Origin of the sequence: Corynebacterium sp. HMSC071F07 (assembly GCF_001810285.1) — a bacterium.
Classification (GTDB): Bacteria; Actinomycetota; Actinomycetes; order Mycobacteriales; family Mycobacteriaceae; genus Corynebacterium; species Corynebacterium simulans.
Map to the genome: position 1 here is coordinate 85,795 of NZ_KV800702.1, position 25,669 is coordinate 111,463.

Annotated in this window: 25 protein-coding genes and 2 pseudogenes; 4 read left to right on the forward strand and 23 right to left on the reverse strand. The window is 61.1% G+C overall.

The genetic code is table 11. The features are described from left to right. Window positions 1–2: 2 nt before the first annotated feature. From HMPREF2724_RS04150 to HMPREF2724_RS04170, 5 genes are read right to left on the reverse strand one after another with little or no spacing between them, the layout of a single operon-like run. A complete protein-coding gene (locus HMPREF2724_RS04150) occupies window positions 3–281 on the reverse strand; it encodes an acylphosphatase (protein WP_070587309.1) in 279 nt (92 codons plus the stop codon). Next, on the reverse strand, window positions 282–1,799 hold the full coding sequence (locus tag HMPREF2724_RS04155; RefSeq protein WP_070433273.1) for an alanine/glycine:cation symporter family protein: 1,518 nt from the start codon (window positions 1,797–1,799) through the stop codon (window positions 282–284). Window positions 1,800–1,836: 37 nt separating this feature from the next. Next, complete coding sequence (gene mutM, locus HMPREF2724_RS04160; RefSeq protein WP_070433274.1) at window positions 1,837–2,658, reverse strand: bifunctional DNA-formamidopyrimidine glycosylase/DNA-(apurinic or apyrimidinic site) lyase; 822 nt, start codon at window positions 2,656–2,658, stop codon at window positions 1,837–1,839. Further along, on the reverse strand, window positions 2,658–3,428 hold the full coding sequence (rnc, locus tag HMPREF2724_RS04165) for a ribonuclease III (RefSeq protein ID WP_070433275.1): 771 nt from the start codon (window positions 3,426–3,428) through the stop codon (window positions 2,658–2,660). Before rnc ends, mutM begins: the two co-directional genes overlap by 1 nt. Beyond that, window positions 3,425–3,979 carry a YceD family protein gene (locus tag HMPREF2724_RS04170; protein ID WP_246818205.1) on the reverse strand — a complete coding sequence of 185 codons (555 nt, stop codon included), beginning with the start codon at window positions 3,977–3,979 and terminating at the stop codon, window positions 3,425–3,427. Before HMPREF2724_RS04170 ends, rnc begins: the two co-directional genes overlap by 4 nt. A gap of 174 nt (window positions 3,980–4,153) precedes the next feature. Here HMPREF2724_RS04170 and HMPREF2724_RS04175 point away from each other — a divergent pair, with 174 nt between their 5' ends. Further along, complete coding sequence (locus HMPREF2724_RS04175; RefSeq protein ID WP_070587310.1) at window positions 4,154–4,768, forward strand: hypothetical protein; 615 nt, start codon at window positions 4,154–4,156, stop codon at window positions 4,766–4,768. Between the two features lie 50 nt (window positions 4,769–4,818). On the opposite strand, the gene HMPREF2724_RS04180 is transcribed toward HMPREF2724_RS04175, so the two are convergent. Beyond that, window positions 4,819–5,586, reverse strand: coding sequence for a DivIVA domain-containing protein (locus HMPREF2724_RS04180; RefSeq protein ID WP_141740978.1), 768 nt, complete (start codon window positions 5,584–5,586; stop codon window positions 4,819–4,821). Window positions 5,587–5,679: 93 nt separating this feature from the next. Next, a pseudogene (gene gdhA, locus HMPREF2724_RS04185) lies at window positions 5,680–7,020 on the reverse strand (NADP-specific glutamate dehydrogenase). Window positions 7,021–7,158: 138 nt separating this feature from the next. Here gdhA and HMPREF2724_RS04190 point away from each other — a divergent pair. Continuing rightward, window positions 7,159–8,280 (forward strand): glycerate kinase, encoded by a 1,122-nt coding sequence (locus tag HMPREF2724_RS04190; RefSeq protein ID WP_070587313.1) that lies wholly within the window; start codon window positions 7,159–7,161, stop codon window positions 8,278–8,280. Here HMPREF2724_RS04190 and HMPREF2724_RS04195 read toward each other — a convergent pair. Then, window positions 8,246–8,644: a hypothetical protein gene (locus tag HMPREF2724_RS04195; RefSeq protein ID WP_070587316.1), complete on the reverse strand. Its 399-nt coding sequence runs from the start codon at window positions 8,642–8,644 to the stop codon at window positions 8,246–8,248. The two genes, HMPREF2724_RS04190 and HMPREF2724_RS04195, sit on opposite strands and share 35 nt — an antisense overlap. 36 nt (window positions 8,645–8,680) lie before the next feature. On the opposite strand from HMPREF2724_RS04195, the pseudogene HMPREF2724_RS04200 reads away from it, so the two are divergent. Together HMPREF2724_RS04200 and HMPREF2724_RS04205 are read left to right on the forward strand one after the other, a co-directional pair. Next, a pseudogene (locus HMPREF2724_RS04200) lies at window positions 8,681–9,882 on the forward strand (amidohydrolase). Window positions 9,883–9,959: 77 nt separating this feature from the next. Next, the gene (locus HMPREF2724_RS04205) at window positions 9,960–12,368 is read left to right on the forward strand and encodes a glycogen/starch/alpha-glucan phosphorylase (protein ID WP_070587318.1); all 2,409 of its coding nucleotides are present in this window, start codon (window positions 9,960–9,962) and stop codon (window positions 12,366–12,368) included. A gap of 190 nt (window positions 12,369–12,558) precedes the next feature. Here the strand turns inward: HMPREF2724_RS04205 and HMPREF2724_RS04210 are convergent, their stop codons facing one another. The 15 genes from HMPREF2724_RS04210 to hisD all read right to left on the reverse strand — a co-directional run bounded on the left by HMPREF2724_RS04210 (window position 12,559) and on the right by hisD (window position 25,662). Next, the gene (locus HMPREF2724_RS04210) at window positions 12,559–13,596 is read right to left on the reverse strand and encodes an HNH endonuclease signature motif containing protein (RefSeq protein WP_061923327.1); all 1,038 of its coding nucleotides are present in this window, start codon (window positions 13,594–13,596) and stop codon (window positions 12,559–12,561) included. Window positions 13,597–13,809: 213 nt separating this feature from the next. Continuing rightward, the gene (gene pyk / locus HMPREF2724_RS04215) at window positions 13,810–15,222 is read right to left on the reverse strand and encodes a pyruvate kinase (protein ID WP_061923688.1); all 1,413 of its coding nucleotides are present in this window, start codon (window positions 15,220–15,222) and stop codon (window positions 13,810–13,812) included. 136 nt (window positions 15,223–15,358) lie between these two features. Further along, on the reverse strand, window positions 15,359–16,255 hold the full coding sequence (gene lgt / locus HMPREF2724_RS04220) for a prolipoprotein diacylglyceryl transferase (protein WP_061923331.1): 897 nt from the start codon (window positions 16,253–16,255) through the stop codon (window positions 15,359–15,361). Window positions 16,256–16,291: 36 nt separating this feature from the next. Next, entirely contained in the window at window positions 16,292–17,122 is an 831-nt protein-coding gene (locus tag HMPREF2724_RS04225; RefSeq protein WP_061923334.1) for an indole-3-glycerol phosphate synthase TrpC, read from the reverse strand. A 69-nt stretch (window positions 17,123–17,191) separates the two neighbouring features. Beyond that, complete coding sequence (locus tag HMPREF2724_RS04230; protein ID WP_061923337.1) at window positions 17,192–17,824, reverse strand: TIGR02234 family membrane protein; 633 nt, start codon at window positions 17,822–17,824, stop codon at window positions 17,192–17,194. Continuing rightward, on the reverse strand, window positions 17,825–18,187 hold the full coding sequence (gene hisI, locus HMPREF2724_RS04235) for a phosphoribosyl-AMP cyclohydrolase (RefSeq protein WP_061923341.1): 363 nt from the start codon (window positions 18,185–18,187) through the stop codon (window positions 17,825–17,827). After that, a complete protein-coding gene (hisF, locus tag HMPREF2724_RS04240) occupies window positions 18,184–18,948 on the reverse strand; it encodes an imidazole glycerol phosphate synthase subunit HisF (RefSeq protein ID WP_061923344.1) in 765 nt (254 codons plus the stop codon). The genes hisI and hisF overlap by 4 nt, the downstream gene beginning before the upstream one ends. A 13-nt stretch (window positions 18,949–18,961) precedes the next feature. Then, window positions 18,962–19,753, reverse strand: coding sequence for an inositol monophosphatase family protein (locus HMPREF2724_RS04245; RefSeq protein WP_070587320.1), 792 nt, complete (start codon window positions 19,751–19,753; stop codon window positions 18,962–18,964). Window positions 19,754–19,771: 18 nt separating this feature from the next. Beyond that, window positions 19,772–20,554, reverse strand: coding sequence for a bifunctional 1-(5-phosphoribosyl)-5-((5-phosphoribosylamino)methylideneamino)imidazole-4-carboxamide isomerase/phosphoribosylanthranilate isomerase PriA (gene priA / locus HMPREF2724_RS04250; protein WP_061923350.1), 783 nt, complete (start codon window positions 20,552–20,554; stop codon window positions 19,772–19,774). Between the two features lie 15 nt (window positions 20,555–20,569). Further along, a complete protein-coding gene (gene hisH / locus HMPREF2724_RS04255; RefSeq protein WP_061923352.1) occupies window positions 20,570–21,205 on the reverse strand; it encodes an imidazole glycerol phosphate synthase subunit HisH in 636 nt (211 codons plus the stop codon). Window positions 21,206–21,208: 3 nt separating this feature from the next. Continuing rightward, window positions 21,209–22,402 carry an MFS transporter gene (locus HMPREF2724_RS04260; RefSeq protein WP_201040729.1) on the reverse strand — a complete coding sequence of 398 codons (1,194 nt, stop codon included), beginning with the start codon at window positions 22,400–22,402 and terminating at the stop codon, window positions 21,209–21,211. Window positions 22,403–22,449: 47 nt separating this feature from the next. Next, window positions 22,450–22,608 (reverse strand): hypothetical protein, encoded by a 159-nt coding sequence (locus tag HMPREF2724_RS12800; protein ID WP_162839574.1) that lies wholly within the window; start codon window positions 22,606–22,608, stop codon window positions 22,450–22,452. 14 nt (window positions 22,609–22,622) lie between these two features. Continuing rightward, entirely contained in the window at window positions 22,623–23,225 is a 603-nt protein-coding gene (hisB, locus tag HMPREF2724_RS04265) for an imidazoleglycerol-phosphate dehydratase HisB (protein ID WP_061923358.1), read from the reverse strand. Continuing rightward, on the reverse strand, window positions 23,225–24,334 hold the full coding sequence (locus HMPREF2724_RS04270) for a histidinol-phosphate transaminase (RefSeq protein ID WP_061923361.1): 1,110 nt from the start codon (window positions 24,332–24,334) through the stop codon (window positions 23,225–23,227). Before HMPREF2724_RS04270 ends, hisB begins: the two co-directional genes overlap by 1 nt. A 2-nt stretch (window positions 24,335–24,336) precedes the next feature. Then, complete coding sequence (gene hisD, locus HMPREF2724_RS04275; protein ID WP_061923365.1) at window positions 24,337–25,662, reverse strand: histidinol dehydrogenase; 1,326 nt, start codon at window positions 25,660–25,662, stop codon at window positions 24,337–24,339. Window positions 25,663–25,669 lie beyond the last annotated feature (7 nt).

A 25,669-nucleotide genomic window follows, 5' to 3' on the forward strand; every position in this document is an offset into this window, starting at 1 on the left:
CGTTAGCGTTCGATAAAGCCGCTCTCACCGCGTGGGTCCGACCACTGCTCCACCACGATGGTTACGGTTCCGGGGCGCATGGTGGTGGAAGGCTGCTCGCGCAATAACTCGAGCAGGCGCTCGCAGTCCTCGCGCGGGCCTTCGGCAACAACCTGCACGCGCCCGCCCTTTAAGTTCGTGGCGTGGCCCGCAAGGCCCAATTCGAGGGCCCGAGAGCGCGTCCACCAACGGAAGCCAACGCCTTGGACCGTACCGTGCACGAAAGCGGTCAGGCGTTGCATTTAGTACTCCCGTAGATTGGTGCGATCCGACAGATCGTACTTGTGCTGCAAGTGCTTGCGGTCCTCCGGGCTGCGGCGGGTAACCGGGTCAGAGCCGTCCCAGCACTCGACGTTTTTCAGTTCCGGCATCATGTCGCGATGGAAAATCGGGTCCACGCCGTCACGACGCTGCTCGTTGAAGTTCTTCAGCAGCTTGATGGCTACGCCGGACAAAGGAACGATGGCAAGAATATTCAGGAAGACCATCGTTGCCGCGCCGGTATCTGCCAGGGCGAAGACCAAAGGCAAAGAGCCCACGGCGCCAAACCATACGAAGAAGAGCACCACGAGGCGGAAGAGGATCAGCACGCTCTTTTTGCGGGTTAAGTACTCCACGTTGGCCTCTGCCAAGTAGTAGTTGCCCAGAATCGAAGAAAATGCCAGGAAGAATAGGATGAAGCTGACGAAATGGATGCCCCAATCGCCCACCTCAGAAGCCAGTGCAGCCTGCGTCAGGGAAACACCCTCGGCTTCCGCGCCGTAGTTGACGGTAGGGCCCAGCAGGATGATGAAGGCGGTGATAGAACAGACAACCAGCGTGTCGAAATAAACGCCCAAGGTCTGCACCAGCCCCTGTTTGACGGGGTGCGACACGGCGGCGGTAGCTGCGGCGTTCGGCGCGGAGCCCTCGCCGGCCTCATTGGAAAACAGGCCGCGCTGGATTCCCTTCATCATGGCAGCGCCTAGACCGGCGCCGGCAATTTCCTTGAAGCCCAAGGCGTGGCCGATGATGTCACCGATCATGCCCGGGACCTTGTCAAAATTGGCCACGACGACGAAGCCGCCGATGAGCAGGTACGCAACCGCCATAAACGGAACGATGACCTGGGTGATATTCGCGATACGCTGCACACCACCGAAGATGATGAGAGCGGAGATAGCAGCGATAACGCCGCCGATGATAAAGCGGAAGGAGAAGTCGTCACGGCCGAAGGAGAACGCGATGGAATCGGCAATGGCGTTGGTCTGGAATGCGTTGTAGACAAAGCCGAAGGTAAAGGCGATGGCCACAGAGAAGATAGCGGCAAGCGGGCCCCAGCCTAGGCCACGCTTCATGTAATAAGCCGGGCCGCCGCGGTAAGCAGTGCCTTCACGGACCTTCCACACCTGAGCCAGGGTGGACTCGATAAACGCCGTCGCACCACCCAGGATGGCAATCAGCCACATCCAGAACACGGCACCAGGTCCGCCCACGGAAATAGCCACAGCCACGCCCGCGACGTTGCCGGTGCCCACGCGCGAGGCCGCCGAAATGGTAAAAGCCTTGAAAGCGGAGATTCCGCCGTAGTCCTCGTCTTCGTCGCGGCCGACGCCCTTCGGACGTTCCACCACAGCCTTGAACATTTGCGGGACCATGCGCACCTGTACGAGCGCAGTCCTAAAGCCGAAAAATAGTCCCGCAGCAATCAAGATCCACGGGATCAGATAAGTCCATACCGAATCGTTGAACGTTGTCACAGCGTTCTCAATAAATTCCATGTGGAATATTAAACGCTATATATCCCCTATCGATCCATTAATAGGTTTGGCAGCGGGGGCAATAGTGGGTAGATCTGCCGCCCACAACCACCCTTTTTAGTGGCGTCGCACACCTATCGCACGGCTCATCGCCGCGGCCGTAGGCATGCAAAGAGCGGTCGAAATAACCCGACTCACCATTGACGTTGACATAAAGCGCATCGAAGCTAGTGCCGCCGACTTTAAGGGCAGCGCGCATGACGGTCGCGGCGGCGTCGACAAGCGCAACTGCGTCGCGTTGGCGCAGCGTGGAGGCCTTCTTTTGGGGCTGTATGCGGGCTAGCCAGAGCGCCTCGTCGGCATAAATATTACCGATTCCCGAGACCACAGTCTGATCCAACAACGCCGTCTTCACCGCCGTCTTCTTCCCCCGCAGCCGCCGCGCCGTGGCAACAAGGTCAAAGTCCGACTCCAGCGGGTCCTGCGCGATGTGCGCGATCTTCGTCCAGGGGGCCAGCAACCAATATCCAAAGGTGCGCTGGTCCACGAAGTTCAACTGGACGCCGCCGCTTAACGACGCCGCGATGCGTACATGTTTCGAGTCCGTCTCCCCCACCCGCATTTGGCCGGACATGCCGAGATGTACGAAAAGCACATCGCGGCCGGGATCCGTGAGGTCTTCGTCGGCGAATTCCAGCCACATGAACTTGCCGCGCCGTGCCACACTCGCGATTTCGCGGCCGGCTAGGAGCTGTTCCAAGGGGCCATCCTGGCCGCGGTTGGCCCGCGGGTGCAAGACTTTCACGGACTCGAAGCGGCGGCCGGGAAGATAGGCCTCGAGCCCGCGGCGGACGGACTCGACTTCTGGAAGTTCAGGCATTAATTCTCGCGATTAGCGGTGCCCTGGACCAAAAGCGGAGTTTCGCGCAGAGTATCGCACGCCTCTTGCGCCGCCTGCTGCTCGGCCAGCTTCTTGTTGTGGCCAACGCCGTTGCCCACGGTCAGGCCCGCGACGGTAGCCACCGCGGTGAAGGTCTGGTCGTGCTCTGGGCCGGTAGAGGTAGCGGTATAGACCGGCATCGGGGCCTTCAGCTCGGCGCACAGCTCCTGCAGGTTGGTCTTCCAGTCCATGTGGCGGCCGGAGACGACAGCGTTGTCGATCTTCTTCTGGAACAGGCGCAGAATGACATCGCGCGCGACCTCAAAGCCGTGCTGGCGATAAATCGCGCCGAAGATGGCCTCGGTGGTATCCGCCAGAATCGAATCTTTGTCACGGCCGCCGGTGGACTGCTCGCCCTTGCCCAGCAGGATATGTTGGCCCAGCTCAATCTCGCGAGCGATATCGGAAAGCCCGTATCGCGAGACGATGGAAGCGCGCATCTTCGAAATATCCGATTCCGGACGCGAAGGATACTGCTCGTAGAGCTTCGAAGCCACGGACAGGCCAAGGACAGCGTCGCCTAGAAACTCGAGGCGTTCGTTGTTGGGCAAGTACCCGTTTTCGTTGGCAAAAGAGCGGTGGGTCAGCGCCAGACGCAAGTTTTCATCGGCCAGGTCGATGCCCAATGCCTGCAGCAACGGGCCATGATCGACGGCGCTATAGGCCTGCTTGAGGGCTTCCTCGCCGGTCAGCTTCTTCTTCTTGCTCACAGGAACTTCTCCAGTCCAGACCAACGGATATCGACTTTGTCTTCCTCTTCCCCAGAGACTCCGGTGGAAACACCCTCCGGCATCTCTATGTCGCAGCCTTCCTCGCACACCGGCGCGAAAGGCAAGCTCAGGCCAGCTTCATCGATGACAGTCTGCAGTAAATCGATTTCGTCGTCTACGACCTCAGGAACTTCATCGCCAGAGCCTGCATCCTCATCATCGAGTTCGTCGCCGCTGATGAAAGACTCGTCTGCAGCAAAAACCTGCGAGACCTGCAGATCCAGCTGCGGCTGCAGCGGGCGCAAACAACGAGCGCATTCGCCGGTGAGAGGGCCGGTAACCGTGGCGTCGACAAGCACGCCCGATCCCAGCGGTGTCAAGGTGGCGTCGACCGTAATCTCGTCGCCTTTTGCAACGGCGATCATCTCGACGCCGATACGTTCGGGCGCAGGGCCCTTCTGCACGCGCTGCTCCGGCATTGCGGCAGCGCCCTGGCCACGCAAGAGCTCGGCCACGTTAAATTTCAGCGGTGATTCCAATACATCTGCCATAACGTCTCTTAGCCTACATTGTGCGGCGCCATCCTTTTAGCAGAGCTTTGCCCACGCTTGCCGACGCCGCCTTTTGCCCGCTATCTGGGTGTTGCCTGAACTGCACCGCACAAGGTCTTATGCACTAAAGGCAGGTGGTTTCCCAATGGCTTAGGGGGCCTTAGTCTGGGGACTATGAATTACGGCACCACTGCACCAAACAGCGAATTAGCCCAGCTTGGATGGGCATTTTCTCTGCTTTGTGTGCTGCCGGTGGTAGTGCTTGGCGCAATCGCATATCTGCGATACCGCCGCAGCCGCCTACGGCCGGGGATGGCACTACGCTCCCTGGCCTATCGCGGTCTGGGTTTGGGGCTTGTGCTTGGTGCTTTCGTGGCGCTTCCGCTGCCCTTCGACATCACGATGATTGTCGCCTCCGCGCTCCTAGGCCTTGGCACCGCGTGGCTGGCCTGGAATGCGCGCGAAGGGCTATCGGGCGTTCTCATGTCCGTTGCTACGGCACTCGGCGGAATTTTGAGCGTTGTCGCAGGGCAATATTTGGTGGAGGCGCTATTTTCTGTGCGCCTCATCGCGGGTACGCCTATGGAAACGTTTGCATTGATGTGGGGCGTGTTCGGTTTTCCCGCTGCGGTATCAGCGGCGATTGCCGTTGCCACAAAGACGATGGCCCCAGCTGATGAACAGACGGTGTACGACAAACCGTCTGGCCACCAGCAAGGACCATCGTCTCCGCGCCGCAGCCGAGCTATGCAAACCCTATGCAAACAGAGTGTGCAATCGCCGCGCTAGCGCCCGGGTGCCGGAAGCTCTCGGTGCTTGACGCATCCGCGCTATAGGTCTTAGCGTTCGTAGCGCTCGGAGCTTTCGGCGCGGTACTCGCCGCGCTCGCCCCGGTCGGCACGGTACTCGCCGCGCTCGCTGCGCACATCTGCGCGCGGATCGCTTATGCGGGAACGCACGCCCGCGCCGCGGCGCAGCGCTTGACGGTCAGAGTTCACGGTACGCAGCAGGCCGGAAAGAGAGCTTTCAAACTCGCCGAGCTTAGAATCGACAAACTCATCACACTCGGTGCGCAAACGATTCGACTCGGTGTGGGCGGTCTCCACAATGCGCTGCGCCTCATCGTTCGAGCGGCGGACCACCTCGGACTCAGAGACCAAGCGCTCCTGCTCCGCCTGGCCTGCGGCGACGCTGCGCTCGTATTCCTGATTGCCCTGCGCGATGGTGCGGTCCGCATCGGCACGCGCGCTTTCGATCATGGCGCTGGCATCGTCTTCCGCCTGGGCGACCATGGCGGTCGAGCGCTGCTGGGCGTCGGAAAGCATGGCGTCAGAGTCTTCCTGCGCACGCGCCATAATCTCGTCAGACTGCGCGTTTGCATCCGCGACAATCTGCGCAGCGCGTTCCTCCGCGCCAGCCAAGATTTCGTCCTGCTTATCTAGGACATCCTGCGCATCGTCCATTTCGACGGGCAGGGCGTTACGGAGGTCGTCGAGAAGCGCGAGCATCTCGTGGCGCGGGACCATGCAGTTGGCCGTCATGGGAACGGAGTAGGCCTGCTCCAGATTGCGAACAAGTTCATCTAGGGACTCAAATACGCGGTACATGCGCTCAGAGTAACCAAAGAAACTTTTTTCACACGTTTCCCACGCGGCACTTGCAATAAAAATCTAAAGTTCGACTTCAGGCTTTAAGCAGCGCTATACGACGCCCTGCGCCAACATCGCATCAGCCACCTTCTTAAAGCCCGCGATATTCGCGCCCGCGACATAATCGCCTTCCATGTCATACTCCCGCGCGGTGCGGTCGATGTTTTTGAAGATATTCGACATGATTTCGTGCAATCGTTTGTCGGTGTAGTCAAAAGACCACGAATCGCGCGATGCATTTTGCTGCATCTCCAGCGCAGAGGTGGCCACGCCGCCGGCATTCGCGGCCTTGCCCGGCGCGAATTTAACCTGCGAGCCCACGAAGAAGTGCGTCGCTTCTGCAGTACACGGCATATTTGCTCCCTCGGCGACGTAGCGCACGCCATTTTCTGCCAGCAGCCGCGCGGCGTCGACGTCGAGCTCGTTTTGAGTAGCGCACGGCAACGCAACGTCGGCAGGCATGGCCCAGATATTGCCGCCCTCGTCATATTTCACGCCTGCCTCCTGGGCATATACGCTAATGCGCTCGCGGCGAATCTCCTTGACATCTTTCAGCAGCTCGAAGTCAACGCCGTTTGGGGTTTCGACATACCCCGCGGAGTCAGACATCGCTACGACGGTGCCGCCCAACTGTTGGACCTTCTCGGCCGCGTAAATCGCCACGTTTCCAGAACCAGAGACAATGACCTTTGCTCCGCTAAAGGACTCGCCGTGGGCCTTCATCATCTCTGCGGTGAGATAGACCAAGCCGTAGCCGGTGGCCTCGGTGCGCACCAGGGAGCCGCCCCAGGACAGCCCCTTGCCTGTCAGCACGCCAGACTCGTGGCGGTTTTCCAGCCTGCGGAACTGGCCGAACAGGTAACCAATCTCGCGCCCGCCAACACCGATATCGCCTGCCGGAACATCCTGATATTCACCGATGTAGCGGTGCAATTCCGTCATAAAGGACTGACAAAAGCGCATGATTTCCGCATCCGACTTACCCTTCGGGTCGAAATCAGAACCGCCCTTACCGCCACCGATGGGCAGGCCGGTCAGCGAGTTTTTAAAAATCTGCTCAAAGCCCAAGAACTTGATGATGCCCAGGTTCACCGAAGGATGGAAACGCAGCCCGCCTTTGTACGGGCCCAGTGCGGAATTGAATTACACACGGAAACCGCGGTTGACGCAAACGTTTCCACGATCATCGGTCCAGGGAACGCGGAAGATGAGCTGGCGCTCGGGTTCGCATAGGCGCTCGACCAGGCCGTAGTCGGCGTAGTGCGGATCCTTGTTCAGGACAATCTTCAGCGAATCCAGTACCTCGGAGAGGGCTTGGTGAAACTCGGGCTCGCCGGCGTTTCGCTTTAAAAGCATGTCGTAGTAGTTGGAAATTTGCTTTTCGATGTGCATCTGGTGCGCCTTTCGCCGGCGAGGGTGCCGAATCGGTGGTTTACAGGACACCAAACAGTTTTCTATCGTGTGACCAAAAGTGCAAGTATCCGCGAGGTAAAACCGCCCACGAATTAGTGGCCACCTATACTTTTCGGCATGCATATCATCGTCGCACCGGACTCTTTCAAAGGGACAGCAAGCGCAATGCAGGCCGCGGCAGCCATCGCTGGCGGTCTGCGCGAGGCCCTTCCCGACGCCACCATCACCACCTGCCCCATGGCCGACGGCGGCGAAGGCACCTCCGAAATCCTCGCCACCGCCGCCAGCCTTTCCGGCGTCGAGGTGCAAACGATTACACTGCCCACTACCGACGCCCGCGGGCGGCTGACCGAAGCCAGCTACTTCCTGGCCGGCGAGCATGCGCTAATCGACGTCGCCTCCGCCACCGGGCTGCCCGCCGTCGCCAATGACCTCGACCCACTGCACTCGGATTCCTACGGCACCGGAGTGCTCATCGCGGACACCGAAGCCCGCGGCGCTAAGCACATCGTTTTATGTCTTGGCGGCAGCGCGACCATCGACGGCGGAATGGGCATCCTCGCCGCACTTGGTGCTGCAGCACACGACGAGCGCGGCTACGCACTACCCAAGGGCGGCGCTCCCCTCGTTCGCCTCGACAACATCGACACCGCCCAGCTCAACATCAAGGCCAGTGCCCTTGACTACACCCTCCTCGCCGATACCCGAGCCGTGCCTATCCAGGCCGCGACCATGTACGGCCCACAAAAAGGCGTCGAGGGAGAACACATCGCGCTGCTCGCGGGCGCTCTTCTTCGCCTCTGCGAAGTAACCGGCACCGACGAAAACGCCGAATCCTTTGGCGCCGCAGGCGGCATCCCCATCGCTTTGCGCTGGCTTTCGCAAACGCTCTGGGGAAGCGAAGAACACTTCGAAGTAGTCCCCGGCGGCGCGTATGTGGCAGAAAAAATCGGCCTGTCGGCGAAACTCGCCGAGGCAGACCTCGTTGTCACCGGCGAGGGCCGCTTTGATGAGCAATCCCTCACCGGCAAAGTTGTCGGTACCGTCGCCGAGCTAGCCGGCGAAACGCCAGTCGGCGTCATCGCAGGCTCCATCGCATCGCCGCTTCCCCACGGCGCCGTAGGAATCGAACTCGACAGTGCTCAAGGCGCCGCGAAAGGCGACGTCGTGGAGCAATTGCGCGCCGCCGCCCACGCGCTGGCCGCTAAGGTTGCACCTGTACAGACCACGGAAAAATAGCAGGCCGCTCGTGCGCGACCTCATCTTCCAAAAGCACGTGGTCCTTCGGCAACACCGCGTGCGGGGTGAGAAGTCGCGCTAGCACCATCGTCAGCTGGTTCACGGATCCCTTCACACCGTCGACCTCAATGTTGTAGCGATAAACATTGGCATTTTCTAGCTCGCGGTCAAAGTGCTCGTCGCGGTAGGTCTGACGCAACTGCTCCTCCAAGCCGGCCGGCAAGGTGGGATCTTCCTCGCGGGTTACGCGGGCAGCGGCCAGCGTTTCATGTGCAACCAGCTTTTCGGTGGCAGTGCTAAAGACCTCCGCCACTCGCTTGGCCTGAGCGTTCGGCACAAGAACATCAAACTGAATAATTGGCATGTAGGTAACCCTACCCAAACGAAAAGAAAATTAGCTATGGCAGATTCCACCAAAATCGCAAACCTCTTGAAAGACTCCCACGGAGACCTTAGCTGGCAGCGCGAATTCTACGAGGACCTTCACGCTCACCCTGAGCTCTCCCACGAAGAAGAGCGCACCGCCGGTCGAATCCTCGAGCGCCTGCGCACTTTCGACTGCGAGATTGTCCAGCCTATCGGCGGTTTCGGGGCCGTGGCCATCTTCCGCAACGGCCCCGGCCCCACCGCTCTTTTCCGCGCTGACTTCGACGGGCTGCCCGTGCAAGAGGAAACAGCAGTTGCATACGCCTCCCGCAACGGCAACATGCATGCTTGCGGCCACGACATGCACACTACAGCGCTGCTCGGAGCCTGCGCGCTTCTCGACGCCCACCGCGACGCCTGGTCCGGCACCTTCCTCGCTCTTTTCCAGCCAGCAGAAGAATCTTCCATGGGAGCAAATATATGCTGGCCGATTCCCTTACTACCCGCGTCCCGAAACCCGACATCTGCCTCGGCCAACACGTTATGCCCGGCAAAGCAGGCGATGTTCTGTCCCGCTCCGGAGCAATCATGGCCGGTTGCGACTCCCTGCGCATCACCATTCACGGACGCTCGGCACATGCCTCGATGCCGCACGCAGCCGTTGACCCGACCTATATCGCCGCCATGGTCATCACGCGTTTGCAAGCGATCGTTGGGCGCGAGGTGGCACCGCATGACTTCTTTGTCATTTCTGTGGGGGAGCTGCATTCAGGCGATAAAAACAACATCATTCCTGAGACTGCCGAGTTGGTGTTGAATACCCGTTATTACAAACCGGACGTCGCCAAGCGTGTATATGCCTCCCTCGAGCGAATGGTGCGCGCGGAATGCGTAGCCTCCGACGCCCCCAAGCCGCCGGAATTCGAGTACTTTGCCCACGGCGAAGTCACCGACAACGATCCTGCCGCCCACGAAACCGTGCGCGCAGTCTTTGACGCCGTCTTCGGCGCGGCCTCGGGTACTGCCGAACCTTCGACGGCCTCCGAGGACTTTTGCTACCTCCCCCAAGCTTGGGGTGTGCCGTATTATTTCTGGTTTATTGGCTCGACACCCGCAGAACTGGCAGATAACCCACCCGTCAACCACCAAGCGATATTCCTGCCCGATTATGAACCCACCGTGGCATCGAGTACCCAAGCCGCCGCAGCAGCGGTGCTGGCCTACCTCGCAAATTAAGCAAGCGCTTGCGCTCAAGGCCGGATAAGCTGGCACACGGTATTTTCCATTCTCTTAAAGAACCAGATAGGTAATAAATGAGCCAGCCCAAGCACTCTGCTTTTCAGTCCACTGTCCCCGCACACGTGCGCTCCGCTGCCGGGGTTAGCCCTTCTGCTGCCAGCCAGCGCAAATTCTGGTCCGGCTTATCTTCTGCTGTCGTAGCCGAAATCGCTGACAATTGGGAAGCCACCCGCGCTGCCTACTCTGCGACCCGCCAGCAGCACTACTTTTCCGCCGAGTTCCTGCAAGGCCGCGCGCTGCTTAATAACCTCACCAACCTGGACTTGGTCGACGAAGCCAAGGCCGCAGCGAAGGCAGCCGGCCGCGAGCTTTCCGACGTCCTCGAGGCCGAGCACGACGCCGCCCTCGGCAATGGTGGCCTAGGCCGACTCGCTGCTTGCTTCCTCGATTCGGCGGTCACGCAGGACTACCCAGTCACCGGCTACGGCCTGCTCTACCGCTACGGCTTGTTCCGCCAGTCCTTTGACAATGGGCACCAAAAGGAGCAGCCCGACGCATGGATGGAAAACGGTTACGAGTTTGTCATTCGCCGTGCTTCCGATCAGCGTCGTGTGCACTTCGATGACATGGACGTCCGCGCGATTCCCTACGACATGCCGATTACCGGCTACGGCACCGACAACGTCGGCACCCTGCGCCTGTGGAAGTCCGAACCCATCGACGAATTCGACTACGATGCGTTCAACTCACAGCGGTTTACCGACGCCATCGTCGAGCGCGAGCGCGTCATGGACATCTGCCGAGTGCTCTACCCCAACGACACGACCTACGAGGGCAAGGTGCTGCGCGTGCGCCAGCAGTACTTCTTCGTTTCTGCTTCGCTGCAGCAGATGATCGATAACTACATCGCCCACCACGGCGACGACCTGCGCGGATTCGCGAAGTACAACTGCATCCAGCTCAACGACACACACCCGGTGTTGGCGATTCCAGAGCTTTTGCGCCTGCTTCTCGACGACCACGGCTTATCCTGGGACGATGCCTGGAAGGTTGTCACAGAGACTTTTGCTTATACCAACCACACCGTTCTCGCCGAGGCGCTGGAGAGCTGGGAAGTGTCTATTTTCCAGAAGCTGTTTTGGCGCATCTGGCAGTTGGTGGAAGAAATCGACCGTCGTTTCCGGCTGGATATGGAAGCTCGGGGCATCGATTCCCAGCGCATCGAATACATGGCGCCGGTATCCAACGGGCAGGTGCACATGGCGTGGATTGCCTGCTACGCAGCGTTTTCTATCAACGGCGTCGCCGCCCTGCATACGGAGATCATCAAGGCCGACACGCTCTACGAGTGGCATGAATTGTGGCCGGAGAAATTCAACAACAAGACCAACGGTGTCACGCCTCGCCGGTGGCTGAAGATGTGTAACCCGCGCCTGGCGAAGCTTCTGACCAAGCAGTCCGGTTCTGATGAGTGGGTCACCGACCTTAGTTCACTTGCCTCGCTTACCCAGCTTTCTGAGAACAAGAAGGTTCTGCGCAAGCTCATGGAGGTAAAGCACAAAAACAAAGTCGACTTCGCAGAGTGGATCATGCAGCATCAGGGCGCGGAAGTCGACCCGGATTCTATCTTCGACGTGCAGATCAAGCGCCTGCACGAGTACAAGCGTCAGCTGTTGAATGCGCTTTATATCCTGGACTTGTATTTCCGTATCAAAGAAGACGGCGAGTCCGTGCCGAAGCGTACCTTCATCTTTGGTGCGAAGGCCGCCCCGGGCTATGTCCGTGCTAAGGAGATCATCAAGCTCATCAACTCCATCGCTGAGCTGGTCAATAACGACGAGGACACCCGCGATGTCATTCGCGTTGTGTTCGTGGAAAATTACAACGTCTCCCCTGCCGAGCACATCATCCCGGCCGCCGACATCTCGGAGCAGATTTCGGTGGCGGGTAAGGAAGCATCCGGCACCTCGAACATGAAGTTCATGATGAATGGCGCGCTCACCTTGGGAACGATGGACGGGGCAAACGTCGAAATCGTAGAGGCAGTCGGCGAGGACAACGCGTATATCTTCGGCGCTTCCAACGAGGAGCTGCCAGCACTGCGAGAGTCTTATAACCCTGGCGAGCTCTACGAATCCGTCTCGGGTTTGAAGCGCGTTCTGGATGCCCTCAACAATGGCACTTTAGGCCACGAGAATTCCGGCATGTTCGGAGACTTGCGCTCCTCGCTTCTCGACGGCCAGGGCATCCACGCCCAAGACACCTACTACGTTCTCGGTGACTTCGACTCTTACCGGAAGACCCGCGACCGCATGGCGCAGGACTACGTCGACGCCCCACTCGACTGGGCCAAGAAGGCATGGCTGAATATCTGCCTTTCCGGCCGCTTCTCCTCTGATCGCACGATTGCCGATTACGCCGCCGAAGTCTGGAAGCTCGACCCCACCCCAATTAGTAAGTACCCACGACCCCACCCCAATTAGTAAGTAACCACGACCAGTAGGCGCTAGGCATTTCACCTAGCGCCTTTTTGGCTTTCCCCGCCCTACGCGGCCCCGCCACTCAACCGCCGCCACTCAACCGCCGCTACTCAACCGCCGCTACTGACACCCCCGCCGTGCAACCCGTGGCTCCGTTTGCACGAGCGACCGGCAGGGGCGGCCCGGCGCAAACCTAGGGTGGCGGGCGGAGGTTGTGTTTTAGAAACAACGGCCTGCCGGTTTTGGGTGAAAGCCAGGCAAGGCGGCCGTCGATAAGCGTGATGCGTCCGCGATGCGCGGGCCCTAGCGGGTCATCCTGGTTGAGCCCGTTGTGATAGGCGCAAAGTGGCACCAAATTTTGGAGGTTGGTGTGCCCGCCGTGGTTCCAGGCTTCAATGTGGTGGATTTGGCAGTCATCGAAAGGCACGGAACATCCCGGCCACACACACTCGCGGAACTTCGCTTTGAGCATGGCACGCTGTTTATCGTTTGCGATGCGCTGGGTTCGGAAAGCATCGACCGGCCCAGCCAGCGGATGCACGAGGACGGCCTCCCCATGCTGGGCCAGCGCGCGCTGAATATACTGCGCGCCAGAGACCACCGCGCCGTTACTCAGCTCAATGGTGACCTCCTCACCCTCACCATTTACGATGCGGTCGAGTTGGTCAAGATAAACAATCGCCGAGGTCGATACTTTAACGGCCCCGCCGCTCGCGTTTCCGGCCACCAACGCGCGAAAACCCTCAAGGGCGCCGTCCGCATGCGAAATGATGGCGCGAAAGTCCTCGATGGTCATCGCCTTATCGGTGATACGGATTGCGCCCAGGCCGTTGGAGTACCGGGTATGCGATACCTGCGGCTGGGGCTGCGGCGGAGTGAGGAGCTCGCGTAGCCGAGCGCGCGCGAGCCCGTCCACGTTATTGGCTGGCACGTGGCACAACTCGACTCTTAGGTCCCACGCGTGATGGTGGTTGCGCACCCGCGCGACGTATTTTTCGATTCGGGCCAGCACGCTCAATCCATGGCCACGGCGCCGCGCGCCGGCGAGCGCACGAGCCTGCTTGCGGGTATACGGCGTCTTGCCAAAATAAGGCTCGGCGAGGCGGATGAGATGGTCGGCGTCATCGGGGCTTGCGCCTAATGCCATGATTTCAGACTTGCTTAGCGCGGCCGCCTCGGCGAGAAGATCCACGCCGCGCGCCCGTGCTTGCAAATACGTCTGAAGGTTCATACCTTTCACACTAAAAGCACTCACAAGACCGCCACAAGCATCAATTTTTGGTCTGTGGATAACTTCGCCTAAAAGAGGCTAAAACGCGCTTTCCGATGACGCGGCCACAAAGTTATCCACAAAAAGAGGCCTCCCTGCGCAAAAGCAGGAAGGCCACAGGGCTGACGGGCCAGCGATTACCGAGCGCCGGCGAAGCGCGCTCAAGGAGCTCGGTTAGCGGCTTTCACCCAACATGTGGCACTGAATCATGTTGGTGTTGCCCGCAATTCCCGGCGGGGTGCCAGCGATGACGACGATGAGGTCGCCTTCCTTGTAACTATCCATGGCCAGCAGCGAGCGGTCGATGGTAGCCATCATGTCGTCGGTGGAGTCCACGGCATCGCTCAGGAAAGTCTGTGCGCCCCAGGTCAGGGCCAGCTGCGAGCGCACCTCCGGGAACGGGGTAAACGCCAGCAGCGGCAGCTTGGAGTGCAAACGCGCCACGCGCTTTGCGGTATCGCCGGAGGTGGTGAAGGCAACGATTGCCTTCGCATTCAGGCGCTCAGCGATGTCGCGCGCCGAGTACGACACCACTCCGCGCTTGGTGCGCGGAACGTGCGAAAGCGGCGGCACCTGGCCATCGGACTCAGCGTTCTGCACGATACGAGACATAGTGCGCACGACGTTCTGTGGGTCGATGCCCACGGAAGTTTCGCCGGAGAGCATGACGGCGTCGGCGCCATCGAGCACGGCATTGGCCACATCTGATGCTTCCGCGCGGGTCGGGCGCAGGTTGCTGATCATGGAATCCAGCATCTGGGTTGCCACGATGACCGGCTTAGCGTTTTCACGCGCGATTTGGATGGCGCGCTTCTGGAACAGCGGCACCTGCTCGAGCGGCACCTCGACGCCCAGGTCACCACGGGCAATCATGATAGCGTCGAAAGCAAGGACGATGGACTCCAGAGCATCGACCGCCTCCGGCTTCTCCAGCTTCGCGATGACCGGCACGCGACGGCCCTCTTCGTCCATGATGGCGTGGACTAGGTCGACGTCGGCTGGCGAGCGCACGAAGGACAGCGCGATCATGTCGACGCCGAGCTGCAGAGCGAAGCGCAGGTCGGCGATGTCCTTTTCGGATAGAGCCGGCACGGAAATATCCATGCCGGGCAGGGAAACGCCCTTGTTGTTGGATACGGGGCCACCTTCAGTGACCTCACAGACGACGTCGTTGCCATCTACTTCTTTACAGACCACGGCGACCTTGCCGTCGTCGATAAGCAGTCGGTCGCCAGCCTTCGCATCCTTCGCGAGGTTCTTGTAGGTGGTGGAGACGCGGTCGTGGGTGCCTTCGACGTCGTCGACGGTGATGCGAACGATTTCACCTTCTGCCCACATCTCCTCGCCGTTGATGAAGCGACCCAGGCGAATTTTCGGGCCCTGCAGGTCGGCTAGGATGCCGACGGCGCGGCCAGTTTCATCGGTGGCCTCACGTACCCAGCGATAATTGGCTTCGTGGTCGGTGTGCTCGCCGTGGGACATGTTAAGGCGAGCGACGTCCATGCCCTCTTGCACGAGGCGCAGGATTCCGTCCTTGCTTGCCACAGCGGGACCTAAGGTACAAACGATTTTGGTTCTTCTATCCAACATTAAAAGCCCTATTCACATCGGGAATGCTAACGAAACCCAACCTACCCGCGTTCGCCGGCAACGGCCACTGCCAAAGCCAACAAAACCAGAAATGCCCGCTTAAAAGCGGGCATGAATGGGCAACGTACACTGCTTAGTGTGATTCCTGCGACTCACCGAGCGCTTTCGGCCCGTTACGCGCAGGATCTACCTCAGCGGGAGTCTCCTGCCCGCGCGGAAGCTTGAAAAATACCACCAGCGCCACGATGAAAAGCACTACTGAAACAATGACGTTGATTCGCAGGCCGAAGACCATCGTGGCCTCATCCGAGCGCATATTCTCAACGAAGAAACGACCCAGCGTATACCCCGCCACATAGAGCGCAAACACTCGGCCGTACCCCAGCTTCCACGCCTTTTGCGCCCACAGTAAGAACAAGCACACGGCAACATTCCAGACCAGCTCGTAGAGGAAGGTCGGGTGCACGGACGTTATTACTTCCCCAGTTGAGCGGCCCGAGACCGGCGCATACTCCCCTGCCTCGTTGATGCGGTAGTAAATATCCAGCGCCCACGGAACGTCGGTGGGCCGGCCGTAAAGCTCCTGGTTAAACCAGTTGCCGAGCCGCCCGATGGCTTGGGCAAGGATGAGGCCGGGAGCGACGGCGTCGGCAAACGGCGCCATGGGCACCTTTTTAATCTTGAACATCACCCAAATCGCGAACACGCCGAGCGCCACCGCGCCCCAAATACCGAGGCCGCCGTTGGTGATTTTCAAGGCATCGGCCGGGTTACAGTCGGCACAGAAATACTTCTGGTGATCCGTAATCACGTGATACAAGCGCCCGCCGACGATGCCCGCCGGGATGATAACGATGGCCGCATCCCACACGACATCGGAATTGCCGCCACGCGCAACGTAGCGGCGCTGCGTCATCCACATCGCCACCAGAATGCCGACAATGATACAAAGTGCGTAAGCACGCAGCGGAAACGGACCTAAATGCCACACGCCCTGCGGCGGGGACGGGATGTTTGCCAGAATTTGCACGCTAGACAGTTTGCCTTATCCGGCGGGACAAAGCCACTAAAGAGACTTCCGCGAAGGGCACGCCGGGTGCTGGCCAGCAGCGACCAAGGAACGCGCCGCGGCGGCGGGGTCTTGGGCCGCCATGATGGCCTCTCCTACCAGCACCGCATCGGCGCCCTGGGAGGCATATCTCAACACGTTACGTGGCGAATTCACTCCGCCGATTGCGATGCGCACGATGGATTCCGGCAGCCCCGGCACAATCTCGGAGAAGGCCTCGCGGTTGATGGCATCCGAGGCCACCGACCATGCGTTAATGGCCACCACGCTGCCACCGGCCTTGATGGCGCGGTCGACTTCATCACAGGTGCGCACCTCTAAAATTGCGGTCATTCCCAGCGATTCAATGCGATCGAGCAGCGCCTCCAACCGCGCTTGCTCCAAGATCTCCACCTGCAGCGGCACCGCATCCGCGCCATAGCAGCGCGCCTCGTGGATCTGGTACGGGTCCACGATGATGTCGCGGCAAATCATCGGGATATCGATCGCCTCGCGGGCCTGGCGCATATCCTCCAAAGAACCGTGGAAGCGCCGCCTGTCGGTCTGGCAGGCCATCAGGTGGACCCCCGTGGCAGCTAGCTGCGCGGCAATCTGCGCCACCGACTCCGGAGAGTCCAGATGTGCGATTTCGCCGGCATAAGGCACGGCGCGTTTGATTTCGGTAATCACGGAGCAGCCCTGGCGTAACAGCGCAGCACGGACGTCGCGAGGCTCGCTCATGGAACGCGAGCGCGCTTTGATGTCTTGGAAGGAGACGCGGGCTTCGCGCACGGCGACGTCGTCAAGCACACCTGCTATCAGGTGGTCTACGGCGATCGGAGTGGACATCAGCACCTCCCTCCACAGGGGCGTTTGAGATCACACTTAGGCTATCGCGATGGCCCGCGAAATAGAAATTCAGGGGCGTTTTACGTCCGTGGGGTCAATGTCGGCGTCGAGCGCATCCCACATCACGCGACCGGAATCGGTGGTGGTCTCTAGTTCCTCGGCGATGCGCTCCTGGCGGGCGGCCGGGCTTTCGTACTTGGTCGAGCGGGGCTTGTCGACGCCCGGTTTGCGCACCAGCAGCATCGCCCCAAACAGCGCGCACGCTGCGCCGAAGATGGCAAGAATGGGGCCAGCCTTTGCGGCCTCGGTGCTGAGGACGGTGGCCCACTCGGAGATATGCGCACCGTTGACGGCATTCTCGTCGGAGGAGCCGGCGCGCAGGAGTTCTTGGGCGCGAGCGGCGTCGGCGCCGTAGGTCAGCAGGGAGACTGGGCTCCACGCCACGGCGGCTGCGGCCAGCGCGCAAATGACGGCCACGATGCGGCGGGAGGTGCGACGCAGGGCCGCCACGGCGACCGAACCAGCCAAAAGCACAAGGGTCAGCGCGATTAGCTCGAGGGACCAGAAGGAACCCACCATGTCGACGGTGCTGGAGCCGGACTTATCGTCTTCTACGGCAGCGGTAGCCCACGTCATGCGGGATGAAAGCCACAGCAGGATTGCGCCTGCAGCAATTAAAAGTGGGCCAAGACGGCGTGCCATCTAAAATGCGCCTCCCAAAAGGTCACGAGAATCGAAACAAGTGCGGTCTCCGGTATGGCAGGCCGCGCCTTCTTGGCGAACTGTAATCAGGATGGTGTCGCCATCGCAATCCAGCCGCACCCCCAGTACTTCTTGGGTATGCCCCGAGGTCTGGCCTTTTATCCAATAGTCCTGCCGCGAACGCGAGTAATAGGTGCCCTTGCGCGTGGCCAAGGTGTGCGCGAGTGCGTGGTCATCCATCCATGCCAACATCAACACCTCGCCTTGCTCGGACTGGGCGATGGCGGGAACCAGGCCGTCGGCGTTGCGCTTGAGCAGCTTAGCGACGCCCGGGTCTAGCTCGAAGTCTGCCGGGCTACTCACTTGCGTACCTCGTAGGAGGCCGCCGCGAGGGCATCCTTCACCTCGGCGATTTCCACCTCGCCGAAGTGGAAGATGGAGGCCGCGAGGACGGCGTCGGCGCCAGCTGCAATAGCCGGTGGGAAGTCGGCTGCCTTGCCCGCTCCGCCGGAGGCGATGACGGGGATAGACACCGCAGCACGCACCTTTTTGATGAGCTCGATGTCGAAGCCTGCCTTCGTGCCGTCGCCGTCCATGGAGTTCAGCAGAATCTCGCCGACACCCAGCTCCGCGCCGCGGGCCGCCCATTCGATGGCGTCGAGTTCAGCGGAGCGCGTGCCGCCGTGGGTGGTGACCTCGAAGCCGGAAGGCATGCGTGGGGTTCTGCGGGCGTCGACGGATAGGACGATGCATTGGGAGCCGAAGACCCGGGCAAGCTCGCGCAGCAGCTCCGGGCGGGAAAACGCCGCGGAGTTGACGGCTACTTTATCGGCCCCGGCGCGCAGCAGCTTACGGACGTCGTCGATGCAACGCACGCCGCCGCCCACGGTCAGTGGGATAAAGACCTGGTCTGCGGTACGTCGCACCACCTCGAGCATGGTGCCCCGGCCTTCTTTCGAGGCGCTGACGTCGAGGAAGGTCAGTTCATCGGCACCGAGTTCTTCGTAGCGGGCGGCCAACTCTACTGGGTCGCCGGCATCGCGCAGGTTTTCAAAGTTTATGCCCTTGACCACGCGGCCGTTGTCCACATCGAGGCAAGGGATAACACGCACGGCCAAGGCCATGGCATCCTCCTTTTTAAGATTTTTGACTGTGGCGGGCCACGATGTCGAGAATCGTGGCGTGCACCTGAGGGGTGCCGGCGACCAGACCGCGGGCGCCCGGTGCCCAGTCGTTGCCTTCGGGGTCGGTCGCGATGCCGCCAGCGGCCTTGATGAGCAGAGCGCCCGCGGCGTTGTCCCACGGATGCGGCGAGAAGTTCACCACGCCGTCGAAGACGCCCTGCGCCACGAAAGCCGAATCAACCCCCACGGAGCCGGTCATGCGTGGGCGCAGCCCGGTCTCGCGCAGCTCGTGGAAGATATCCGTGGGCAGGTGCGAAGAGCAGCCGACGTGCCCGCGGCCTTCGTCAAAACCGAGAGAATCCGCGCCGCCGCCAAAGCCTGTGGCAGGTCCGCCAACCGAGCGCAGGCCCATGCCCTCGGCAGCCACCACGCGGCGCGTCAGCAGCGGGAAGTCCGCCACCGCAACTACGGGGCGGGAGTCATGGACGAGGCTGACCAGAACGCCGCACAGCGGGTTGCCCGCGGAATAGTTCGCAGTGCCATCAATGGGATCGACCACCCACATGGTCTCCTCGGACGCAAACACGCCGGAAGGCGAGGCAGACTCCTCGCCATAAACCGGAATGCCTGCGAGCTGGGTGAGATGCTGGCGCAGCTGCGCCTCGATCTGCAGGTCCACTTCCGTGGCAAAATCGCCCTCGCCCTTGAAATGGGCAGGCGGCGCGCCGAGGCCGGCGCGGAATAATTCGCTTACTTGGTCAACGGCCGCCTCGGCAAAAGCCACGAGCTCACGCGGTTGAGTCATGAATTGGCGCTCCTCGCTTTAATAGGTGTCAATGGGGTCGATGTAATCCTCTTCCGGCAGCGGCTCTACCTCCGCCACCGCCGCGATTGCTTCTTCGAGGCTAAAGCGCTGCTCATAGAGCGCTTTCCCGACAATCGCGGAATCGATGCCCTCGTTTTCATACAGCGCCAGCTCGCGAAGATCATCCAGGCTAGAGATGCCGCCCGAGGCCGTAATCTTTGCCTCGGTAGCCGCAGCAACCTCACGCAGCAGCTCCACGTTGGGCCCTTCGAGGGTGCCGTCTTTGGTGACGTCGGTGACCACGAAGCGCTGGCAGCCTGCCGCATCGAGGCGCTCGAGTACCTCCCAGAGGTCTCCGCCATCCGATACCCAGCCGTTGCCGCGGCAGCGCCACTCGCCTTCTTCTAGCTGCACCGCTAAGTCCACGGCAATTTTGTCGCCGTGCTTTTCCAGCATTTCCTCGACCCACTCCGGTTTCTCCAGCGCCGCGGTGCCGATGTTGACCCGCCGCGCACCGGTGGCAAGCGCACGCTCCAAAGACTCATCGTCGCGAATTCCGCCGCTCAGTTCCACCTGCATCGAAAGCTCCGCGGTGATCTCCGCCATCAGCGCGTGATTAGAACCGCGGCCAAAAGCCGCATCGAGGTCGACAAAGTGCAGCCATGAAGCTCCCTGCTCCTGCCACTTGAGCGCGGCCTCGCGCGGGGTGCCATAGTTCTTTTCGGTTCCGGCCGCGCCTTGGTCAAGTCGCACAGCCTGGCCGTCAACGGCGTCGACGGCCGGCAACAAAGTAAAGGTCATGGTTTCAAATCCTACTTAAAGCGTATTAATCCAGTTGCGCAACAACTGCGCTCCTACCTCGCCGGACTTCTCCGGGTGGAACTGGGTGGCCCACAGCGCGCCATTTTCCACGGCCGCCACGAAACGGTCCCCATCGTGCTCAGCCCAGGCCACCCGCGGCGGCTCGGTGATTTCGGTTTCCAGCTCCCAGCGGCGGGCCGCATAGGAGTGCACGAAATAGAAGCGCTCTTGCGGAGAAATCCCCGCGAACATCGCCGAGTCCGCAGCAAATTCCACGGTATTCCAGCCCATATGCGGAAGCACGTCAGCCTGCAGCTTTTCCACCCGGCCGGGCCACTCCCCGCAACCATCGGTGGCAATGCCGTGCTCGAAGCCGGCGTCGAAAAGCACTTGCATGCCCACGCAGATCCCCAACACCGGCCTGCCACCGGCCAAGCGCTGGCCGATGATCCGCGGGCCCTGGGCCCTTTTCAGCCCCTCCATGCACGCGGCAAAGGCGCCGACTCCGGGGACCACGAGGCCGTCGGCAGCTACGGCCACCTGGGGATCCGCAGTGACGGTGACCTGCGCGCCTGCGTGTTCAAGCGCGCGCTGCGCCGAACGCAGATTGCCGGCACCGTAGTCCAGCACAACAACATTCTTGCCTGTCATGGGCTATACCTTACGCAACCTTCGCAAACGGGTCTTAATATCGTGTGTCTCGCTAACGCGGGTACGTCCCAGCAGCGTATCGCTGACGGTCAGCAACAGCCCGCCCGCGATAATCGCAGCGCCCGCACCAAACGCGCCGCTATAGCCGGTGCTGGCGACCAACGCGCCCAGCACCGTGGAGCCCAGGCCGGTGCCCGCGTCGTAGAAAATATTCCACACCGCAGAGGCCTCGGAAATCTTTTCGCGAGGCGCGCGGTCGAACATCGCCAGCAGTGCCTCGTTCTGCGCGATGCCAAAGGCACCGCCGAAAATTACGGCGCCGCAAACCAGCAGCCACAGCGACCAGCTCTCCGCGAGCGTGAGGGCAATCAACGCCACGCCACCGGCGGCCGCGAGCTGGGCCGGGATATACAAAGTGCCGGGTTTGCCAAGGCGGTCTGCCACCGCGCCTGCGAAGTAACGCATCACCATCGTCGCAGCACCCACTAAGGAAAGCAGCAGGCCGCCGACGGCCGCGCCGGTGGCTGGGTCCAGTTCTCGCGCCGCGGGGGCGATGAACGTGGAGACCACGCCGTAGCTCATGGAGAAGGTGGTAAGAGCTAGGGCCGGCACGGCGAAGAGTTTCCACATCGGAGCGACGGCTCCGGTCTCACGGTTCGCCACGCTTGACGACGCCGCCTTCAGCGATGGCACACGCAAACACATCACGAAGCCAATGATGCCGATGATGCCAGCGGTGATGTACGCGGTTTCAAAGCCCCAAGCCTGCCCCATCGCAATGCCGGCCGGCAAGAAGACCATCTGGGCGAATCCGACAAAGACGCCAATCATTCCGGTGGCCTTGCCCAGCAGCCGCGAGGGGGCGATTTCTGCGATCAGCGCGCTTTCCGAAACTGTCAACGCGCCGAAGCCAATCCCGCGCAGGGCGGAAAAGACAAGCACGACAACGGCGGCGTTACCAAGCAAGTGGCCGAAGGCCGGAACACCGAGCAGCAGCGCGGCCGCCGCCATGACGGGACGGTAGCCAAAGGTACGCAACATGCGCGGGGTCAAAGTCTGGGTGATAACCGTGGCAGCCATGAAAGCGCCGGTCGAGGCGCCTGCCAGGGTTGCCGAGCCGCCCGAGTCTAGAACCGCCAGCGGGACCACCGGCAGCAGAATGGACCACGCGCCAAAGGCCGCCGCAACGGCGACCATCGTGGCGGTATAGCCCGGGACCTTCCAGATGGACTGCTTCGCGTTGCTCACTGGCCCATCACACCAAACATCCACGCCAGCGCCGCTGCGATGGATACCGCGCCGAGCACAGCAGCCACGATGGTAAAGAACTTAGAGCCTTGCTGATAAGCAGACCAGGCACCACCAAAAAGAAGTCCTGCCACCAAGAACAGGACCAAAATCAAAAAGTTCCCAGAAATTATAAAGCTCCCTTCGTGGAAGGAATCCCCTTTACTCGGGGATCCGGTTCGACGGCCTGCCGCAGCGCACGGGCTACCGCCTTGAATTCTGCCTCGGTGATGTGGTGCGGGTCGCGCCCGTAGCGCACGTTGAGGTGCAAGGTCATTGCCGCGTGTGTGGCCAATGTTTCGAAGAAGTGGCGGTTGATGACTGTGGCATAGTGGCCGCCAATAATCTGCCATTGTAGATGCTCCGGCTCGCCGTTCATCACGAAGTAGGCGCGGCCGGAAAGATCCACCACTGCTTCTACCAATGTCTCATCCATGGGCAAAAGCTGCGAACCGAAGCGGCGGATGCCAGCTTTGTTGCCGGCGGCGTCGGCAAGCGCGCGGCCCAACACAATCGCGGTGTCTTCCACCGTGTGGTGGGCATCGATGTGGGTATCGCCTTGGGCGTGGACCATGAGGTCGAAGCTGCCGTGGGTGCACATCGCGCCCAGCATGTGGTCGAAGAATGGCAGGCCGGTGCTGATGTCTGCGTCCCCGCTGCCGTCGAGGTTTATTTCGACGCGGATTTGGGACTCGTTGGTCACCCTTTCCGCTTTGCCGATGCGGTTTGCCATTAGTCTTCTCCTTCCGCAGTTACTGTACCGCTAAGTTTCGCTGCCGCCGCAAGGAAGGCATCGTTTTCTGCCGGCAGCCCGATGGTGGCTCGCAGAAATCCGCGCTGGCCGACGTCGCGAATCAGCACCTCGCTACTCAAAAACCGCTCCCAGACCGCGTGCTGATCTGCAAAGCGGCCAAAGAACACGAAGTTGGCCTCGCTTTCTACCACAAAATATCCCAGCTCCTGCAGCTTGGCGACGACGCGTTCGCGCTCCGTGGCCAGCTTGTGCACCGTTTCCAGTGTCTCAGCGCTATGCCGCAGCGCGACGATGGCCGCGGCCTGGGAAAGCGTGGAAAGGTGATAAGGAAGGCGCACGAGCATAACGGCCTCGATGAAGGCTGGGTCAGCCACGAAGTATCCCAGGCGCCCGCCGGCGAAGTCGAAGGCCTTGGACATGGTGCGCGAGACCACCACCTTGGTGGGATATTTCGCAATCAAGTGGGCAGCCGAGGGCGAGGAAGAAAACTCCATGTAGGCCTCGTCCACGATGATGATTCCCGGCGCGGCCTGGACCAGTTTTTCGATGTCTGCAAGGCGCGTGACATCGCCAGTGGGATTATTCGGCGTGGTGATAAATACGATGTCGGGGCGGTGCTGCGCTATAGCTTCCAGCGCTCGGGGCACGTCGATGCGGAAATCCGCACCGCGTGGGCAATCGATGAACTCGGTGTGGGTGCCCGCGCACAAGATGGGGTGCATGGAGTAGCTGGGGCTAAAGCCCAGGGCTTTACGCCCTGGGCCGCCGAAGGCCTGCAGGAGTTGCTGCAGAACCTCGTTGGAGCCATTTGCCGCCCAGAGGTTTTCCGCTTTCAGTTTAGTGCCGGTTTGGGCGCTTAAGTACTCAGCCAGCGCGCGGCGTAGCTCGGTGGCGTCGCGATCCGGATAGCGATTGAGCGTGCTTGCCTGCTCCTCGATGCTGCGCACGAGATCCGCTACGAGGGCGGCAGAAGGCGAATAGGGGTTTTCGTTGGTGTTGAGCTGGTTGGCCACACGCAGCTGCGGCGCACCGTAGGCAGACTTGCCGCGCAGCTCTTTACGCAGGGGCAGATCAGAAAGTTGGGTCATGGCTATATTCCTTGAAAACGGGCGGCGATGGATTCGCCATGGGCTGGCAACTGTTCGGCGGCGGCGAAGGCGATGACGTTGTCAGAGATCTCTGCCAGCGCCGCTCGGTCATACTCGATGAGGTTTACTGGGCGCAGGAAAGTATGAGTGGATAACCCGGCGCTAAAGCGGGCAGTTCCAGAAGTTGGCAGCACGTGGTTGGAGCCTGCGGAATAATCCCCCAGCGGCACCGGTGCGTACTCCCCGACGAAAATCGCGCCAGCATGCTTAATGCGTTCGGCCACAGCGCGGGCATCATTGGTGTGGATTTCCAGGTGCTCTGCGGCATAGGCATTGGCAACCGCGATTCCGGCCTCTAGGTCATCGACCAGAATGATTCCCGATTGTTGGCCTTCCAGCGCCTCGCGCACCCGCTCGGCGTTGCGGGTGACAAGGTAGCGCGTGGAAACCTCGGCGTCGACAAGCGCGGCAAGCTCCGGCGAGTCAGTGATGAGCACGCTCGCCGCCAGCGGATCGTGTTCTGCCTGGGAGATTAGATCGTAGGCAATATAGACCGGGTTTGCCGTGGAATCCGCGAGGATGGCAATCTCTGTGGGCCCTGCCTCCGCATCGGTGCCCACCACGCCGCGTACCAGGCGCTTGGCTGCGGTGACGAAGATATTGCCAGGGCCAGTAATAATATCTACCGGCTCGAGGGAGGCCTCGCCCGTCACCGGTTCCTCATCGCCGTAGGCTAGCAAGGCTACGGCCTGTCCCCCGCCGACGGCCCATACCTCGTCGACGCCCAGCATGTGGCAGGTTGCCAGCACTGTCGGATGCGGCATGCCAGCGAACTGCTCCTGCGGCGGCGAGGCCACCACCAGGCTGGAAGCGCCCGCCTCCTGCGCGGGAACGGCATTCATGATGACCGAGGAAGGATAAACCGCCTTGCCACCTGGAACATAAAGGCCCACGCGCTCTATCGGCTGGAAGACCTCCGTCACCGTGGCTCCCGGGCCAAGCGTCGTAGTGTGCGCGGCCGGCTTCTGCTCCGCGTGCACCTTGCGCACGCGCTTGATGGATTCCTCGATAGCGGCACGGACCCGAGGCTCCAGCCCGGCGGCGGCTGCAGTGAGCGCGGCTTGGGAAACGCGCACGGCGGCCGGGCGTACACGATCGAAATGCTCGCCATAGTCCAATGCCGCAGCCGCGCCCTTTTCCCGCACCGCATGCACCATCGGTGCTACCTTGTCCAGATAAGCCGCAACGTCAGCGCCGCCGCGTGGCATGACTCGGCGCAGGCGGGCGGGGCTTAAAGTCTTTCCGCGCAGATCGATGGTGTGCAACATAGTCCGA

What these genes read in the sequence shown, in the direction of transcription:
- priA (WP_061923350.1), bottom strand. Translation starts at nt 20,554, where the DNA reads ATGACCTTTACTTTGTTGCCGGCCGTCGACGCCGTTGACGGCCAGGCT.
- HMPREF2724_RS04195 (WP_070587316.1), bottom strand. Translation starts at nt 8,644, where the DNA reads ATGCCAATTATTCAGTTTGATGTTCTTGTGCCGAACGCTCAGGCCAAG.
- mutM (WP_070433274.1), bottom strand. Translation starts at nt 2,658, where the DNA reads ATGCCTGAACTTCCAGAAGTCGAGTCCGTCCGCCGCGGGCTCGAGGCC.
- HMPREF2724_RS04210 (WP_061923327.1), bottom strand. Translation starts at nt 13,596, where the DNA reads ATGAACCTTCAGACGTATTTGCAAGCACGGGCGCGCGGCGTGGATCTT.
- hisH (WP_061923352.1), bottom strand. Translation starts at nt 21,205, where the DNA reads ATGACAGGCAAGAATGTTGTTGTGCTGGACTACGGTGCCGGCAATCTG.
- HMPREF2724_RS04245 (WP_070587320.1), bottom strand. Translation starts at nt 19,753, where the DNA reads ATGACTCAACCGCGTGAGCTCGTGGCTTTTGCCGAGGCGGCCGTTGAC.
- HMPREF2724_RS04175 (WP_070587310.1), top strand. Translation starts at nt 4,154, where the DNA reads ATGAATTACGGCACCACTGCACCAAACAGCGAATTAGCCCAGCTTGGA.
- HMPREF2724_RS04150 (WP_070587309.1), bottom strand. Translation starts at nt 281, where the DNA reads ATGCAACGCCTGACCGCTTTCGTGCACGGTACGGTCCAAGGCGTTGGC.
- hisF (WP_061923344.1), bottom strand. Translation starts at nt 18,948, where the DNA reads ATGGCCTTGGCCGTGCGTGTTATCCCTTGCCTCGATGTGGACAACGGC.
- hisB (WP_061923358.1), bottom strand. Translation starts at nt 23,225, where the DNA reads ATGGCAAACCGCATCGGCAAAGCGGAAAGGGTGACCAACGAGTCCCAA.
- HMPREF2724_RS04205 (WP_070587318.1), top strand. Translation starts at nt 9,960, where the DNA reads ATGAGCCAGCCCAAGCACTCTGCTTTTCAGTCCACTGTCCCCGCACAC.
- HMPREF2724_RS04155 (WP_070433273.1), bottom strand. Translation starts at nt 1,799, where the DNA reads ATGGAATTTATTGAGAACGCTGTGACAACGTTCAACGATTCGGTATGG.
- HMPREF2724_RS04225 (WP_061923334.1), bottom strand. Translation starts at nt 17,122, where the DNA reads ATGTCCACTCCGATCGCCGTAGACCACCTGATAGCAGGTGTGCTTGAC.
- HMPREF2724_RS04270 (WP_061923361.1), bottom strand. Translation starts at nt 24,334, where the DNA reads ATGACCCAACTTTCTGATCTGCCCCTGCGTAAAGAGCTGCGCGGCAAG.
- HMPREF2724_RS04180 (WP_141740978.1), bottom strand. Translation starts at nt 5,586, where the DNA reads ATGTACCGCGTATTTGAGTCCCTAGATGAACTTGTTCGCAATCTGGAG.
- HMPREF2724_RS04190 (WP_070587313.1), top strand. Translation starts at nt 7,159, where the DNA reads ATGCATATCATCGTCGCACCGGACTCTTTCAAAGGGACAGCAAGCGCA.
- HMPREF2724_RS04260 (WP_201040729.1), bottom strand. Translation starts at nt 22,402, where the DNA reads ATGGTCGCCGTTGCGGCGGCCTTTGGCGCGTGGTCCATTCTGCTGCCG.
- HMPREF2724_RS04170 (WP_246818205.1), bottom strand. Translation starts at nt 3,979, where the DNA reads ATGGCAGATGTATTGGAATCACCGCTGAAATTTAACGTGGCCGAGCTC.
- hisD (WP_061923365.1), bottom strand. Translation starts at nt 25,662, where the DNA reads ATGTTGCACACCATCGATCTGCGCGGAAAGACTTTAAGCCCCGCCCGC.
- HMPREF2724_RS04230 (WP_061923337.1), bottom strand. Translation starts at nt 17,824, where the DNA reads ATGGCACGCCGTCTTGGCCCACTTTTAATTGCTGCAGGCGCAATCCTG.